The sequence below is a fragment of the Chitinimonas sp. genome, assembly GCF_036568685.1.
Classification (GTDB): Bacteria; Pseudomonadota; Gammaproteobacteria; order Burkholderiales; family Chitinimonadaceae; genus Chitinimonas.
This window is the reverse complement of the sequence record NZ_DATCSC010000054.1, coordinates 1-15,729: the sequence shown is the minus strand read 5'-3', so window position 1 is coordinate 15,729 and position 15,729 is coordinate 1. Positions and strand designations below refer to the sequence as shown.

The 15,729-nt window shown below is 66.3% G+C and carries 15 protein-coding genes and 1 pseudogene; 11 read left to right on the top strand and 5 right to left on the bottom strand.

The features are described from left to right. Positions 1–4: 4 nt before the first annotated feature. The 6 genes from VIM95_RS08980 to VIM95_RS08955 all read left to right on the top strand — a co-directional run bounded on the left by VIM95_RS08980 (position 5) and on the right by VIM95_RS08955 (position 8,155). A complete protein-coding gene (locus tag VIM95_RS08980) occupies positions 5–1,192 on the top strand; it encodes an acetate/propionate family kinase (protein WP_331984778.1) in 1,188 nt (395 codons plus the stop codon). A gap of 151 nt (positions 1,193–1,343) precedes the next feature. After that, the gene (locus tag VIM95_RS08975) at positions 1,344–2,780 is read left to right on the top strand and encodes an efflux transporter outer membrane subunit (RefSeq protein WP_331984776.1); all 1,437 of its coding nucleotides are present in this window, start codon (positions 1,344–1,346) and stop codon (positions 2,778–2,780) included. A gap of 11 nt (positions 2,781–2,791) precedes the next feature. Continuing rightward, positions 2,792–3,877 (top strand): HlyD family secretion protein, encoded by a 1,086-nt coding sequence (locus tag VIM95_RS08970; RefSeq protein WP_331984774.1) that lies wholly within the window; start codon positions 2,792–2,794, stop codon positions 3,875–3,877. Further along, positions 3,874–6,618, top strand: a complete 2,745-nt coding sequence (rbbA, locus tag VIM95_RS08965; RefSeq protein WP_331984772.1) for a ribosome-associated ATPase/putative transporter RbbA — start codon at positions 3,874–3,876, stop codon at positions 6,616–6,618. Before VIM95_RS08970 ends, rbbA begins: the two co-directional genes overlap by 4 nt. 1 nt (position 6,619) lies before the next feature. Then, positions 6,620–7,747: an ABC transporter permease gene (locus VIM95_RS08960; RefSeq protein WP_331984770.1), complete on the top strand. Its 1,128-nt coding sequence runs from the start codon at positions 6,620–6,622 to the stop codon at positions 7,745–7,747. A 24-nt stretch (positions 7,748–7,771) separates the two neighbouring features. Further along, a complete protein-coding gene (locus VIM95_RS08955; protein ID WP_331984768.1) occupies positions 7,772–8,155 on the top strand; it encodes a phasin family protein in 384 nt (127 codons plus the stop codon). Here the strand turns inward: VIM95_RS08955 and VIM95_RS08950 are convergent. From VIM95_RS08950 to VIM95_RS08940, 3 genes are all read right to left on the bottom strand, one after another. Continuing rightward, a complete protein-coding gene (locus VIM95_RS08950; RefSeq protein WP_331984766.1) occupies positions 8,152–8,484 on the bottom strand; it encodes a hypothetical protein in 333 nt (110 codons plus the stop codon). The two genes, VIM95_RS08955 and VIM95_RS08950, sit on opposite strands and share 4 nt — an antisense overlap. A 12-nt stretch (positions 8,485–8,496) precedes the next feature. Then, entirely contained in the window at positions 8,497–8,646 is a 150-nt protein-coding gene (locus VIM95_RS08945; RefSeq protein ID WP_331984764.1) for a hypothetical protein, read from the bottom strand. Between the two features lie 161 nt (positions 8,647–8,807). Further along, the gene (locus VIM95_RS08940; protein ID WP_331984762.1) at positions 8,808–9,374 is read right to left on the bottom strand and encodes a putative glycolipid-binding domain-containing protein; all 567 of its coding nucleotides are present in this window, start codon (positions 9,372–9,374) and stop codon (positions 8,808–8,810) included. Between the two features lie 186 nt (positions 9,375–9,560). Here VIM95_RS08940 and VIM95_RS08935 point away from each other — a divergent pair, with 186 nt between their 5' ends. Both VIM95_RS08935 and VIM95_RS08930 read left to right on the top strand, forming a co-directional pair. After that, positions 9,561–10,043 carry a cyclic nucleotide-binding domain-containing protein gene (locus tag VIM95_RS08935; RefSeq protein WP_331984760.1) on the top strand — a complete coding sequence of 161 codons (483 nt, stop codon included), beginning with the start codon at positions 9,561–9,563 and terminating at the stop codon, positions 10,041–10,043. 25 nt (positions 10,044–10,068) lie between these two features. Further along, the gene (locus VIM95_RS08930; protein ID WP_331984758.1) at positions 10,069–12,696 is read left to right on the top strand and encodes an FAD-dependent oxidoreductase; all 2,628 of its coding nucleotides are present in this window, start codon (positions 10,069–10,071) and stop codon (positions 12,694–12,696) included. A 57-nt stretch (positions 12,697–12,753) separates the two neighbouring features. On the opposite strand, the gene VIM95_RS08925 is transcribed toward VIM95_RS08930, so the two are convergent. Both VIM95_RS08925 and VIM95_RS08920 read right to left on the bottom strand, forming a co-directional pair. Next, positions 12,754–13,200 (bottom strand): hypothetical protein, encoded by a 447-nt coding sequence (locus VIM95_RS08925; RefSeq protein ID WP_331984756.1) that lies wholly within the window; start codon positions 13,198–13,200, stop codon positions 12,754–12,756. Between the two features lie 133 nt (positions 13,201–13,333). Next, the gene (locus VIM95_RS08920) at positions 13,334–14,188 is read right to left on the bottom strand and encodes an EamA family transporter (RefSeq protein WP_331984754.1); all 855 of its coding nucleotides are present in this window, start codon (positions 14,186–14,188) and stop codon (positions 13,334–13,336) included. Between the two features lie 93 nt (positions 14,189–14,281). Here VIM95_RS08920 and VIM95_RS08915 point away from each other — a divergent pair, with 93 nt between their 5' ends. The 3 genes and pseudogenes from VIM95_RS08915 to VIM95_RS08905 all read left to right on the top strand — a co-directional run. Further along, the gene (locus tag VIM95_RS08915; RefSeq protein ID WP_331984752.1) at positions 14,282–14,806 is read left to right on the top strand and encodes a MarR family transcriptional regulator; all 525 of its coding nucleotides are present in this window, start codon (positions 14,282–14,284) and stop codon (positions 14,804–14,806) included. Positions 14,807–14,897: 91 nt separating this feature from the next. Continuing rightward, a complete protein-coding gene (locus tag VIM95_RS08910; RefSeq protein WP_331984750.1) occupies positions 14,898–15,143 on the top strand; it encodes a hypothetical protein in 246 nt (81 codons plus the stop codon). A gap of 292 nt (positions 15,144–15,435) precedes the next feature. Continuing rightward, positions 15,436–15,729: pseudogene (locus VIM95_RS08905) on the top strand (hypothetical protein); the annotation flags it as partial.

Here is a 15,729-nt window from a genome sequence, read left to right as displayed (position 1 = left end):
CAACATGGCCAAGCACGACGCGATCGCCGTCTTCAACGCCGGTTCGTCCAGCGTGCGCTTCTCGCTCTACCGTGTGGGCACGGCCGGCGAGCCGCAACCGCTGGCCGAGGGCATGGTGGATGGGCTGGGCCAGGCGCCACGGTTGAGCGCTCAAGGCTGGCAAGGCGAGAAGCTGATCGACAGCCACTGGAACCCTTCGGCCAGCCATGAGGACGTGATCGCCGACCTGGTGGCCTGGATTACCGCCCACCTGGGCGAAGGCAAGTTACGAGCCGCCGGCCACCGCATCGTCCACGGTGGGCTGCACTATACCCAGCCAGTAAGGGTAGATGCGGCCGTGCTGCGGGACCTCAAGGCCCTCGCGCCACTGGCCCCCTTGCACCAACCGCACAATGTGGCAGCCATCGAGGCCATCGCCCGCCATCTGCCGGAGCTGCCGCAGGTCGCCTGCTTCGATACCGCCTTCCATGCCGGCATGCCGGCAGTGGCGCGCGACTATGCCCTGCCCCGCGAACTCTGCCAGCAGGGCCTGCACCGTTATGGCTTTCATGGCCTCTCCTGCGAGTACATAAATAGTGAACTGAACCGGCTGGCCCCCAGCATTGCAGCCGGCAGGGTGGTGATCGCCCACCTCGGCGCCGGTGCCAGCCTCACGGCCGTGCAGGCTGGTCGCAGCGTGGCCAACAGCATGGGCTTCAGCACCCTGGACGGGCTGCCCATGGCCAGCCGCTGTGGCAGCCTGGACCCCGGTCTGATCCTCTACCTGCTGCGTGAACAGCGGATGGATGCCGCCACGCTGGAGGACCTGCTGTACCGCCAATCAGGCCTGCTGGGCCTGTCCGGCATCAGCGGCGATCTACGCACCCTGCTCGCCAGCGACGACCCGGCCGCCGCCGCCGCGGTGCAGACCCTGGTCTACCGCATCCACCGTGAGCTTGGTTCCATGGCCGCGGCGCTGGGCGGGCTGGATGCGCTGGTATTCACCGCCGGCATAGGCGAGCATAGCGCTCGCATCCGCGCCGAGGTCTGCAACCTGGCCGGCTGGCTGGGCGTGCAATTGGACGAAGCCGCCAATCTGCGCGGGCAAGGCCTGATCTCGCGGCCCGATAGCCGCGTTGCAGTCTGGGTGCTGCCGACCGATGAAGACCGGGTCATCGCCGGCCATACCTGGCGGCTGCTCGCCGCCCACTAGCCCTCACAGCCCCGCAACGCTCCCATCTGCAAAGGCTTTGACCTGGATCAGGGTCTTCACGCCCCGTTCTGTCAGCCTTGCCATTGCCCCCACTGTCTTCCGTGGCCTGCCCGTCTGGGCGGCCCCATCTGCCTGGAGCGATGAACGAGTCATGCCTGCCGTCCCCCGACTATCTGCCGCCTTGCTGCCTGCCGCGCTGGCGAGCCTCATGACGGCCTGCAGCAGCCTGCAGCCGCCAGCTGTGCAGCCAGATGCGGGCATCGCCCCGCACTATCCGGAGCAAGCCGCCACCGGCGCAGACCCGATTGCAGCCAGCCAGCTAAGCTGGGAGCGCTACTTCACCGACCCTGCCCTGCAAGGGCTGATCTCGCAGGCGCTGGCCAACAACCGCGAGCTGCGGGTGAGCGAACTGCAGCTCGCCATCGCCCGCGCGGCCTACGGCATCCAGGGTGCAGAGCAGTGGCCGGTGATTGCCGCCCAGGCCAAGGAAGACCGCTCTCGCGTGCCGGCCGACCTGAACCTGACCCGCCGCCCGCTCCTGGGCAGCCAGTACCAGGTCGGGCTGGGCATGGCCAGCTGGGAGCTGGACTTCTGGGGCCGTGTGCGCAGCCTCAAGGAGGCCGCCCTGGCCCGCTACCTGGCCAGCGAGGCTGCCAGCCGCGCGGCGCGGCTGAGCCTGATCAACCAGGTGGCACAGGCCTACTTCGGCCTGTTGGAACTGGATGAGCGGCTGGCCCTGGCCGAGGCCACCCTCGATAGCCGCAACGAGAGCCTGCGCATCTTCCGCCGTCGCGAGGCCATGGGGGCCACCTCCCGCCTCAACCTGACCCAGGTGGAGACCTTGCAGACCCAGGCACAGGCCTTGGTCGCTCAGCTGCAACAGGCCAGGGCCAGCCAGCTCAACGCCCTGACCGTGCTGGTGGGCAGTGCCCCCAGGCTGCCGGAACACCTGCCACGGCTGGATGAGCAAGCCACCTTGGCCAACCTTGCCGCAGGCCTGCCTGGCGCCTTGCTGAGCAACCGGCCCGACCTGCTCGCCGCCGAACAGCAGCTCAAGGCGGCCCATGCCGAGATCGGCGCCGCCCGTGCTGCCTTCTTCCCTCGCATTGCACTCACCGCCGCATATGGCAGCGCCAGCGCTGAGCTGGACGGTCTGTTCAAGTCCGGCAGCGAAGCCTGGAGCTTCAGCCCCAGCCTCACCTTGCCGCTATTCGATGCCGGCCGCCGGCAAGACAACCTCGACCTCGCCACCGCCCGGCGCGATCAGGCCGTGGCGCAGTACGAGCGTGCCGTGCAGTTGGCCTTTCGTGATGTGGCCGACGCCCTGGCGGCGCGCCGTTGGCTGGCCGAGCAACTGGGGACCGCCGAGCGTGCCTTGGCCGTACAGGCCGAGCGCGCCCGCCTCTCCCAACTGCGTTACGACAGCGGTGCGGTCGCCTATCTGGAGGTGCTCGATGCCCAGCGCGACCTGCTGCAAGCCCAGCAGCAGCTGGTGCAAAGCCGCCGCGCCCTGCTCGCCAGCCGCGCCAGCCTCTACGCCGCCCTGGGTGGCGGCAGTGCCCTGACGACCCCAACCAGCCAGCCCTGAAACCCGAGCCCATGACGATGACCCTACCCACCCGCTTCAAGCCCCTGCTGCTCCCCCTTGCCCTGTTGGCCGTGGCCGCCGGTGGCGGTGCCTATGCCTGGCGCAGCTGGCAGCCGCATACGCCAGGAGAGGGCTTTCTGAGCGGGAATGGCCGCATCGAGGCCACCGAGATCGACGTGGCTACCAAGCTGGGCGGACGGTTGCAGGATGTGCAGGTCAACGAAGGCGACTTTGTCCGCCGCGGCCAGGTCTTGGCCCATATGCAGGTCGAGACCCTGCAGGCCCAGCGCGACGAGGCACAGGCTCGGCAACGCCAGGCCGTAACGAGCGTGGCCAGCGCCGAAGCACAGGTGGCGGTACGCGAGAGCGACCGCCAGGCCGCGCAGGCCCTGGTCACCCAGCGTGAGAGTGAGCTTGATGCCGCCACCCGCCGGCTGACCCGCTCCGAAGCCCTGACCCGCGAAGGCGCAGCCTCCGGCCAGGAGCTGGATGACGACCGGGCACGGGTGCGCAGCATCGAAGCCGCGGTACGGGCGGCCCGGGCCCAGGTTGCGGCGGCCGAATCCGCCATACGCGCCGCCTATACGCAGGTGGCCGGTGCCAAGGCCAGCGTGGCGGCGGCCGGCGCCACCGTGGACCGCATCCAGGCCGACCTGGACGACAGCGCCCTGATCGCGCCGCGCGACGGGCGGGTGCAATACCGCATCGCCGAGCCGGGTGAGGTGCTCGGCAACGGCGGCAAGGTGCTCAATCTGGTGGACCTCTCGGACGTCTACATGACCTTCTTCGTCCCCGAGACCAGCGCCGGCAAGCTGGCACTGGGCAGCGAGGTAAGGGTGGTGCTCGACGCCGCACCACAGTACGTGATCCCGGCCCGGGTGAGTTATGTCGCCAGTACCGCGCAATTCACGCCCAAGACGGTGGAGACCGCCAGCGAGCGACAGAAGCTGATGTTCCGGGTCAAGGCCAGGATAGACCCGGCCCTGCTGCAGCAGCATGTGACCCAGGTGAAGACCGGCCTGCCCGGCATGGCCTGGATCAAGCTGGACCCGACCGCAAGCTGGCCCAGTGAGCTGAACCTAAAGGTGCCCAAGTGACACGGGCCGACGCCTTCATCGCCCGGTTGGCGGGCGTCTGCCTCAGGCATGGCAAGACCCTGGCGCTGGACCATGTCGATCTGCAGATACCGGCCGGCTGCATGGTCGGCTTGATCGGGCCCGACGGTGTGGGCAAGTCCAGCCTGTTGTCGCTGCTATCCGGTGCACGCGCCATCCAACAGGGTGAGGTCAGCGTACTGGCCGGCGATATGGCCGACGCCACGCACCGCCGCGCCGTATGCCCGCGCATCGCCTATATGCCGCAGGGCTTGGGGCGCAACCTCTACCCCACTTTATCGGTGGAGGAAAACCTGCAGTTCTTCGCCCGACTGTTCGGCCACGGCACGGACGAACGCCGTCGCCGCATTGACACCCTGACCCGCAGCACCGGCCTGCATACCTTTCTCGACCGGCCCGCCGGCAAGCTCTCCGGTGGCATGAAGCAGAAGCTGGGGCTGTGCTGTGCGCTGATCCATGACCCCGACCTGTTGATCCTGGACGAACCGACTACGGGTGTGGACCCGCTCTCGCGCAGCCAGTTCTGGGATCTGATCGCCGACATCCGCGCAGAGCGGCCAGCCATGAGCGTGATCGTAGCCACCGCCTATATGGACGAGGCACAGCGCTTTGACTGGCTGGTGGCCATGGACGCCGGCCGCGTGCTGGCTACCGGCAGCCCGGCCGAACTCTTGGCCCGTACCGCCAGCAGCTCGCTGGAAGCCGCCTTTATCGCCCTCCTGCCCGAAGAAAAGCGGCGCGACCACCATGCCGTGGTGGTGCCACCGCTGGTCGATGAGGACCATGCCCAGGTCGCCATCGAGGCGCGCGGGCTGACCATGCGCTTTGGCGACTTCGTGGCGGTGGATGGCGTGGACTTCCGCATCCGCCGCGGCGAGATCTTCGGCTTTCTGGGTTCCAACGGCTGCGGCAAGTCCACCACAATGAAGATGCTGACCGGCCTCTTGCCTGCCAGTGCCGGCCAGGCCTGGCTATTCGGGCGCGAGGTGGATCCGCGCGACATGGCGACCCGCCGCAAGGTGGGCTATATGTCGCAGGCCTTCTCGCTCTATGGCGAGCTGACCGTGGCGCAGAACCTGGTGCTGCATGCGCGGCTCTTTGAGGTGACGGCTGACGAGATCGACGCCAGGGTGGCCGAGATGGTGGCCCGCTTCGGCCTCGCCAACGTGCTCGACCAGCTGCCCGAGAGCCTGCCGCTCGGTATGCGGCAGCGGCTCTCGCTGGCGGTGGCCATGGTGCACAAGCCCGAGCTCCTGATCCTGGACGAACCGACTTCGGGCGTGGACCCGGTGGCGCGCGACCTCTTTTGGGAGCTGATGATCGACCTGGCCCGGCGCGACAAGGTCACCATCTTTATCTCCACCCACTTCATGAACGAGGCCGAGCGTTGCGACCGGATCTCGCTGATGCACGCCGGCAAGGTACTGGTCAGCGATACCCCGGCGGCACTGGTGGCCAGCCAAGCGGCCCAGACGCTGGAGGCCGCCTTTATTGCCTACCTGGTGGCAGCCGAGGACAAGCGCGCAGCGACCGAACCAGAGCCGGCTCCCGAACCGACCCCACCGGTCAGCACGCACCGTCCCGCTGCCACGGCGCAGCGCTTCAGCATTGTACGGGCCTTGAGCTATACCCGCCGCGAGGCGCTGGAGCTGCGGCGCGACCCGGTGCGCGCCACCCTGGCGCTGCTGGGCACGGCCATCCTGCTGTTCATCATCGGCTACGGGATCAGCCTTGATGTGCAGGACCTGCCCTACGCCGTGCTGGACCGCGACCAGACCACGCTCAGCCGCGACTACACCCTCAAGCTTGCCGGCTCGCGCTACTTTATCGAGCGGCCGCCGCTTGTGGACCAGGTCGACCTTGATCGACGCATGCAAAACGGCGAGCTGGCGCTGGCGATCGAGATCCCGCCCGGTTTTGCCAAACAGTTGCAGCGCGGTGGCCGTGCCGAGATCGGTGCCTGGGTGGACGGCGCCATGCCCACCCGTGCCGAGACCATACGCGGCTATGTGCAGGCCATGCACCAGCTCTGGCTGGTTGAGCTGGCCCGCGAGCGACTGGGGGTCAAGTTGAGCGCAGCCAGCGGCATAGAGACCCGCTACCGCTACAACCCGGACGTGAAGAGCCTGCCGGCCATGGTGCCAGCGGTGATCCCGCTCTTGCTGATGATGATCCCGGCCATGCTGGCTGCGCTGTCGGTGGTACGCGAAAAGGAGCTCGGCTCCATCATCAACCTCTATGTCACGCCCGTGAGCCGCAGCGAATTCCTGCTCGGCAAGCAGCTGCCCTATGTGGCCCTGGCCATGCTCAACTTCCTGCTGCTGTCCCTGTTGGCGGTCACGGTGTTCGGTGTGCCGCTCAAGGGCAGCTTTGCCACGCTCACGCTGGCGGCGCTGTTGTTCGTGGTCTGCAGTACCGGCTTCGGGCTGCTGGCTTCCACCTTCACGCGTAGCCAGATCGCCGCCATGTTTGTCACCATGATCGGCACCATCATCCCCTGCGTGCAGTTCTCGGGCCTGCTCAATCCGGTCTCTTCACTGGAGGGCAGTGGCGCCATCATCGGCCATCTCTACCCGGCCACCCATTTCCTCACCATCAGCCGCGGCGTGTTCAGCAAGGCGCTCGATGCCAGCAGCCTGCAGGGCAGCTTTCTGCCGCTTGCACTGGCGGTACCGGTGATCCTGGGCAGCGCCATCATGCTGCTGGGCAAGCAGGAGCGCTGATATGGGCATCGCCATCCGCCACGTCTACCGCTTGGGCATCAAGGAGCTATGGAGCCTCTGGCGCGACCCCATGATGCTGGTGCTGATCGCCTACACCTTCACGGTGTCGATCTACGTCGCCGCCACCGCCATGCCCGAGAGCCTGCACAATGCGCCTATCGCCATCGTCGACGAAGACGGCTCGCCGCTGTCGGCCCGCATTGTCGCCAGCTTTCATGAGCCGCACTTCCTGCCGCCGGCCATGATCACGCTCAACGAGGTGGATCGCGGCATGGACAGCGGTGCCTACACCTTCGTGCTCGACATCCCGCCCGACTTCCAGCGCGATGTGCTGGCCGGCAAGTCACCCCGCATCCAGCTCAATGTGGACGCTACCCGCATGAGCCAGGCCTTCACCGGCAATGTCTATATCCAGCAGATCGTCGATGGCGAGGTCAACGAATTCCTGGCTCGCCACCGCGTAGCCACCAGCCTGCCGGCCGAGCTCACGCTGCGCATGCGCTTCAACCCCAACCTGGAGCATGCCTGGTTCGGCTCGCTGATGGAGATCATCAACAACGTCACCATGCTGTCCATCATCCTTACCGGGGCGGCGCTGATCCGCGAGCGAGAGCACGGCACCATCGAGCACCTGCTGGTCATGCCTGTCACACCCAGCGAGATCATGCTGGCCAAGGTCTGGTCCATGGGCCTGGTGGTGGCCCTGGCGGCGCTGATCGCGCTGGTCTTTGTGGTGCAGGGCGCCTTGCGGGTACCGGTGCAGGGTTCGGTGGCGGTCTTCATGGCGGTAGCCTGTCTGCATCTGTTTGCCACCACCTCCATGGGCATCTTCCTGGCCACCGTGGCGCGCTCCATGCCGCAGTTCGGCATGCTGCTGGTGCTGGTACTCCTGCCCCTGCAGCTGCTATCCGGCGGCACTACCCCGCGCGAGAGCATGCCCATGCTGGTACAGCAGGTCATGCTGGCGGCGCCGACCACCCATTTTGTCATGGCCGCCCAAGCCATACTTTATCGCGGCGCCGGTTTCGCCGTGGTCTGGCCGCAGTGCCTGGCCATCCTGGCCATAGGCGCAGCCTTGTTCAGCGCGTCCCTAGCGCGCTTTCGTCGGACCATCAGCCTGATGGCCTGATCCATCACCCCTAGGAGCCCTAGCATGCAAGCGATCGCCCTCCCCTCCCCGCAATTACCCATCAAGCTGATCCAGGCCCAGCTGGCGCTGTGGCTGAAAAGCAGCGAGCTCTGGCAGGAAAGCCGTGAACGCACGCTGCTGTTGGGCATGCAGGCGCTGCACCGCATCATCACCGAGACCCAGGCCGAGGTGGACGAGGTCGCCACCGCCCAGGACTGGCAAAGCCTGGCTACCCTGCCCGCCCACGCCTTCCGTCGCTGCATAAACGCCCAATTGGCCGAAGTGCAAAGCGTGGCTGAGCAGTTGCTTGCCCACCAGACCGAGCTGGCCCAAGGCTGCCAGCTGGCGCTGGGCAACTGGCAACGCGCCACCAGCGAAGCCTGCAGGCAAGCCGGCAAACCAGCCTAGTCGCAGCCAAACCAGCGCGTCTGCATGGCGCTGAGGAAAGGGGCTTCGATGGGGAAGCCCGAGGCGTCGCCGATCACGGCATCGATTCCGCAGCGCGGGCAGAGGGCGGTATCGCCCTCACGTTCCAGCCGCGCAGGTGGGGTGGTCTCGGGCCAGTCGGTCCAGCGGCTGATTTCGCCTGGCGCATACACGCCCAGGCAGTGAAAACAGCCACAGCGCTGGCTGACCAGGATCTCGGCCCGGTGGCGAATGGAATGCTTATGTGCTGCCAGCAGGTCTGCCGCCCTGGGCAGGCCGTTGCTAGGGTAGGGTTTGGCCAGTGGGCGCATGTCGGGGCCTGCTCAGGGTTCCAACCACGCCACAAAGGCCATCAGGCCCACCCAGGCCAGGAGCCAGGCGCCGGCCGCGAGCGAACTCTGCCAGCCGCTGGGCTGCCAGGGGTCCAGCCCGGTCAGGGCTTCGAGTTCGTGATGGTCCTGTTCCTGGTGCATGGCATGCGTATCCTGTGTTGCCGGGTGCTTTATCCCCGTGGGCTGGTCATCGAAGGTTGATCCAGCATAATTTCCCCCTACCAATGGGGCATCCCTCGCTGGGGTAGTGAGCCCCCTACCGGCTAGAGGTAGTGGCCTCTACCCGCCCCGCTGCTCCGCGCTCAACCGTGTGGTACAGCCCGCCAATAGCCGGGGTAGTCCAGCACCAGGCCCTGCTCGTCCACCAACAGCTCGGCGGTGAACGCGCCCGCTCGGGATTCATAGCGGTAGCCGCGGGGGCCGGTGCAGCTATAGCTCTGCGGCAAGGGCGCCAGGCCCAGCGCCGGGAAGCGCAACCAGGCAGCGGTCAGGTCGGCGTGTTCGCCCAGGCCCAGGCCAAAGCGCCGGACCGGCAAGAGGTTGGTGACCGGCGAGAAGGCCATATCCAGGTCTACGCAGCCCGCCACCTGCGGCTGCTGCTCGCCGTTGAGCCACCAGCGCTGTGCGGCATCCACTTCCAAGAGGCGCGCCAGCGGGCGACCCTGCAACTCCCCCTCCAGCAGCAACCGACGGGTGTGCCAGTTGTGGTCGCAATCGAGCTGGTAGCGCAGTACCGCGTCCATGCCGTCTTCAACCAGCAGTACCGTGCCTTGCAGGCTGTAGCCCTCGGCACCGGCCAGCAGCGTAACGTGCTCCATGCCAGGCTGATCCAGCCTTTGCCAGCTGCGGCGGTGGGGGTGCGTACTCATGCTTGCCTCTATCCTCTTGCATGGAATTTGGTGAACGAACGTTCTCCGCATTATGACCATAAGTCCGCGGCGGGCGCCAGTGGCATCTGCCGCCTGTCACCGCACGGCGGGCTGTCTTGCTTCCCAAGAGGCATGGCATATCCTCAGTGCAGATCAGCCCTGCCACGCAGTGCGCAAGGAGACGCCATGGATTTCTCCTCGTTCTTCGAATACGACCAGGACGGCAACGGTACCGGCAAACCCGGTGCGGTCTTTCTGGGTAATCTGCCGGAAGAGGACTGGAGCCGGCTGCTCTCGGTGGCCCAGCGGCGCGCCTTTGTGGCCGGCGAGTTCCTTGTGCGGCAGGGTGAGCAGAGCCGAGCCTTCTGCATTGTTGCCAGTGGCCGGCTGGAGGTCTTCGTGACCGAGGACAACGGCCGCGAGCGGCGTATCTATGACATCGAACCGCTCTCCATCTTTGGCGAACAGGCCTTCTTTGACGGCTTGCCGCGCTCGGCCAATGTACGGGCCTATACCGCCGGAGAGCTGTTCGCCATCACCCCGGATGCTTTCGAGATCCTCTCCGCCCGCTACCCGGACCTGACCCGACAGGCGCTGCTCGACCTCGGTCGCATCCTCTCCTTGCGGCTGCGCGAGATCACCACCTTTATGCTGCGCGCACTTCGATAGCCCACCGACACCGCCGGGGACTCTCGTGAAGGCGCCCAGCCCATTCGCCAACTACCTGCAGCTGCCGCTGCTGTTGCCGCAGCGCCTGTGGGATGCGCTGCGCCTTGTCAGCGTGCTGACCGCGCTGGGCCTGGCAGCCCTGCTGGCCTTGCAACCTGCCCAGGGGCTCACGCTGTTCTGGGGCGTCGTGGTACCGCTCTTGCCGGCGCTCTTTCTGGTGGCGCCGGGCATCTGGCGCAATCTCTGCCCCATGGCCGCGCTCAACCAGCTTCCGCGGCGGCTGGGCTTCAGCCGTGGCCTTACCCATACCCCGCGCATACGCGAGTACAGCTATGTGGTCGGCATCGCCCTCTTCCTCTTGCTGGTATCGAGCCGCAAGTGGTTGTTCGACGCCAGCGGCGCAGCGACCGCCGGGCTGATCCTGTTCGGCCTGGTCGGTGCCTTTGCCGGCGGCCTGGTGTTCAAGGGCAAGAGCGGCTGGTGCAGCAGCATCTGCCCCATGCTGCCGGTGCAGCGTATCTATGGCCAGACGCCCTATGCCCTGGTGGCCAACAGCCACTGCCGGCCCTGCGTGGGCTGCACCAAGAACTGCTACGACTTCAACCCGGGAGTGGCCTACCTCGCCGACCAGTACGACCCGGACCGCCACTATGTGGCCTACCGGCGGCTCTTCAACAGCCTCCTGCCCGGCTTTATCGCCGCCTTTTTTACGGTACCAGCCGGGGCCAGCCTGGCGGAGATCTACGGCCTCTTCGCGCTCTATGGCGCGGTCAGCGTGGCGGTCTTTCACTGCTGCGACACCTTCCTCAAGGTGCCGCCCAATACCATCACCGTGCTATCGGGCGCGGCCGCCTTCAACTTCTACTACACCGGCATTTCGGCCAGCTGGTTCGAGAAGCTCAGCAGCCTGACCGGCCATTGGTCGGTGCCCACCGCCGCGCCCTGGGTGGTGCGGGTGGGTGCCCTGCTGCTCACCCTCGGCTGGGTCGTGCGCAGTTTCGAGCGCGAGCGGGCCTTCCGCATCGAGGTGGTGCAAAAAAGCGTGCGCCAGCCCATCACCCTGGGCGAAGGCGCCGCCAGCGCGCTCAAGCAGGCCGGTGCCAGCACCCAGGCCGAGCTGGTGATCGCGCCGGAAAACCGTAAGGTCCCGGCCCTGGCTGGCCAGACCCTCCTGGAGCTGATCGAAGGTTCGGGCGCTCGGATCGAATCGGGCTGCCGCATGGGGGTGTGTGGGGCCGATCCGATCGCGGTCAAGGACGGCATGGGGTGCCTCTCGCCGGCCAGCGACGATGAACAGAACACCCTGGCCCGGCTGGGCCACGCCGGCAATACCCGCATGGCCTGCTGTGCCCGCCTGCAGCAGGGCACGGTCACCATCGCCCTGGTACCGGACAAGGCCGCCCCACCCGCAGCCGGCCACGCGCAGGTGTTCGATCGCAGCGTGCAGCGGGTGATCGTGGTCGGCAACGGCATCGCCGGCATCACTGCTGCCGACCATGTACGCCGCCGCCACCCCGAGTGCAGCATCCAGGTGGTGGCGGACGAAAACCATGCGCTCTACAACCGCATGGGCATCACCCGGCTGATCTACGGTCGCTCGGCCATGCAGGGGCTCTACCTGATGGCCGACAGCTGGTATGGCGAGCGCAATATCGAGGTGCTGCTCAACACCGCTGCCCGCGCCATCCAGCCAGCCGAAAAGCAGCTACTGCTGGCCGATGGCGAGACGCTGGCCTACGACCGCCTGATCCTGGCCGCCGGCAGCCGCAGCTTTGTGCCGCCACTGCCGGGCTGGGGTGGGCCAGGCTGCTATGTGCTGCGCAGCGCCGACGATGCCATGGACCTACGCGCCTATGTGCAAAAGGCCGGTTCCCGCCATGCAGTGGTGGCCGGCGGCGGCTTGCTGGGCCTGGAAGCCGCCTATGCCCTGCACAAGCTCGGCCTCAAGGTCGCCGTGGTGGAACGCAATGCCTGGCTCCTGCACCGCCAGCTGGACGAGCGCGGCGGTGCCATCTTGCAGCGCTATCTGCAGAGCCTGGGGCTCAATATCCTGACCAGCACCCTGGTGGACCAGCTGGTGCAGGGCGAGGCCGGCCAGCAGCTGCAGTTGCAGGGCGCGGCGCCATTGGCGGCCGACGTGCTGGTGATGGCCGCCGGCATCGCCCCCAATGTGGCACTGGCGCAGGCGGCCGGCCTCACGGTCAAGCGCGGGGTGCTGGTGGATGCCGCCATGCGTACCAGCGACCCGCACATCTACGCCGCCGGCGACGTGGCCGAATACGAAGGTCGTACCCTGGGCCTCTGGCCCGTGGCGGTGGAGCAGGCCGAGGTGGCCGCCTGCAATGCGCTGGGCGAGGTGCGCGAATACCGGGAGCCGGTACTTTCCACCATGCTCAAGGTGGTGGGGGCGGACGTCTACTCCATGGGCCGCTACGAGGCCGGCGAAGGTGACGAGGACTGGGCCGAGGAAGACGCTGCCGAACACCGCTACCGCAAGCTGGTGTGGCACGAGGGCAAGCTCGCGGGGGCGATCCTGATAGGCTGGCCGGAACTGGCCGAGCCGGTGGGCAAGGCGGTCAAGTCGGGGCGGGATGTGAGTGCGCAGCTCAGTGCGATCCGCGCTGGCAACTGGAGTGGGCTGAAGGGCGGCTGATTCTTGCCTGGATAGTGGCAGGCCTCACGGCCTGCCACCGTATCAAGCGCTTTGAGGTCACTTCAGTTTCAGTTCCTGCAGCTCCATGCTGCCCAGCACCTTGCGCAGCACCTTGCGCTCGCCCGATTCGTTATCCATCTTGCGTGCATCCGAGGCCATCGCGGCTTCCATCTTCTTCTGGAACTCACGCCGCTGCGCCGTGGTGTAATAGTCCTTGTACTCGACCGCCAGGAAGAGGTCCGGTTCGTTGCCGCGCGGGTTGTTGACCGCCAGCACGTGGTAGGAGACGAGGTAGCCTTCTTTCTTGCCGATCTCCTGCATCTTCTTCCACGGCCCGTTGAGCCAATCGAGGTAATTCTCGAACTGGCCCGGCTCGGTCCGGATCTGCGAAACCTCCCAGACCGTGCCCTCGGTATAGCTCGACTCCGCAGCAAGGACGGCGGGGGCCAGTACGGTCAGGCCCAGTGCAACGGTCAGTACAGCGCAATGCTTGGCGAGTTTCATTTTTCTTGACTCCTATCCTGTAATGCCAACTTGGCGAGTCAGTATAGGAATCGATCATCCTATTGATCTGCAAAGGCTTTGTATGGCGACGGACGGTCTTTCGGCCAGCTGCCCACGCCAGGTCAGACCGGTGTCAACGGCGTGCCAGCTGGCTCACCCACACCGCCGCCAGCACCAGCAGCACACCTCCCACCTGCAAAGGCGTGAAGCGCTCGCCCAACACCGCAAAGCCCAGCACGGTGGCACTGACCGGGCTCAACAACGCCAGCGGTGTGACCAGGGTGGCCGGCAAACGGGTAATGCCACGCAGCCACAAGGTATAGCCCAGGCCAGCGCCGATCAGCCCCAGCCAGGCATAGCCCAGCACATTGTTCAAGCTCAGTTGAGCTGGCCAGCTCTCTTTGTAGAGCGCGATCGGCAAGAGCAACAGGCCACCACCCACCAGCTGCCAGGCGGTCAGGGTCAAGGCGCCGACGGGTGCCTTCCAGCGCTTGAGCAGCAAGGTGCCTAGCGCCATGGAGAGTGTCCCTGCCAGTGCGGCCATCAGGCCCACGCTATCGAGCCGCGCGGCCGGCGTGAGTACCAGCATGGCCACCCCGGCCATGCCGGCCAGTGCCGCTGCTATCGCCAGCGCCTTGGGCCGCTCCCCCAGGAGTGGCATGGCCAACACCAGCACTACCAGGGGTTGCACGGCCCCCACGGTGGCCGCCACCCCGCCGGGCAAGCGGTAGGCTGCCACGAACAGCATGGCCTGGAAGAAGCCGATATTGAGCACACCCAGCAGCAGTGCCTTCCACCACCAATCGCCTTTGGGGAAGGTACGGGAATAGAGCAGGAAGATCAGCCCAATGGGCAGCACCCGCAGCATGGCCGAAGTCATGGGCAGACCCGGCGGCAGCCATTGCGAAGTGACCAGATAGGTGGTGCCCCACAGGAGCGGGGCGATGGCGGTGGTGACAATGTCCTGCATGGCATTTGACGATTTCATCTCGATCTCAACTATCTTGATATCAAGACATATATTGCGAGGTAAATATCTTCACGTCAAGATAAATGCCGTTACCCCTCACCATGCCCCGCCATGCCCAAGCCGCTCACCCCGCAAACTGACAAAGTCGATGCCATCCTGGCCCAATGGCAGCGCGAGCGGCCCGACCTCGACCCCTCGCCCATGGGCCTGATCGGCCGCATGGGCCGGCTCTCGCGCTACCTGCAGGAAGAAGTGGAATCGGCACTTACGCCGTTGGGGCTCAGCAACTGGTCCTTCGACGTGCTGGCCACGCTGCGCCGCTCGGGCAAGCCCTACACGCTCAGCCCTACCTCGCTGATGACCACCATGATGATCACCTCGGGCACCATGACCAACCGCATCGACCAGCTGGAAAAGCGTGGCTGGGTAGCGCGCCAGGCCAACCCGGACGACCGGCGCGGGTTCTTGATCCAGCTCACGGCGGAGGGGCTGGCTTGCATCGATCATGCCGTTACGGTGCACGTGGCCAACGAGCATCGCATCGTGGCTGCGCTGAGCGAGGAGGAACGCGGCTTGCTGGCAGGTTTGTTACGCCATTGGCTACTTGCCGCCGAGCACGAGCGTGGCGCGCCATGAGCCCCTGCCGCGAATGAACTCCACGGTTCGAAGGCAGCTCTAACGCATAAGGGGTGGCGCTTATACGTATCGCCCCTGAAGGGAAGTCGCCATGTCTCTTCCGCAACCCACACCCGACAATGCCGAGGTAGCCTGGTTCAGCCTTGCCGATGGCCTCTTGGGTCTTGGTTGGCTGGTCACCGCGATCGTCGCCGTCCTTCTCCTGGTCGGTCTGGCAGCGCTCTGGCAGCTCTTTACCGGCAGCCGCCGCACACAGGCCTCGCCGCCAACCCTGCAGGAAAAACCCCGCCATGCCCGTGCCGCACGCTGGCGCCACGCCCAGCCGCCAAGGCGCTGAGCTAACCACCTCGTTGCAGGAAACGCACAGTACAAAAGTGCTGTGGCAATACTGCCGCGCCGCCGCCTGAGCGCGCCAGATCAAGGCTCGCAGGGCAGCTTCGCTGCCAATATATTCCCGCCTCCCCGGCAAGGCTGTCCAAGCTGTCTACACTGACGAGTAGGAGGCCGGCGCAATGCACGCCGCCCGCAATGTACGAAGGACGGCCCAGCCACCCCTTTCAATCAAGCCCGGCATCCGCGAGGAGTAGGACACGATGAGGCGACTGGAAGCAGCCATAGAGGAAGCGTGCATGACCAGCAGTAACCACCACGGCAGCGACGCCGAGCTGGCCGCCTATCTGGCCGCCCTACCCAGCGAGGACAGGCGCAACGACTGCATGGCACTGATCGCCATGATGCGCGAGGCGACCGGTGCGCCGCCGCGCATGTGGGGCACCATGGTAGGCTTTGGGGAATACCACTACCGCTACGAGAGCGGCCACGAGGGCGATACTTTCCTGATCGGCTTTGCCTCACGCAAGGCCGACCTGACCCTCTACCTGGGCTGCGACCTGGCCGAAGAACACGCCGAGGTGCTGGCCACA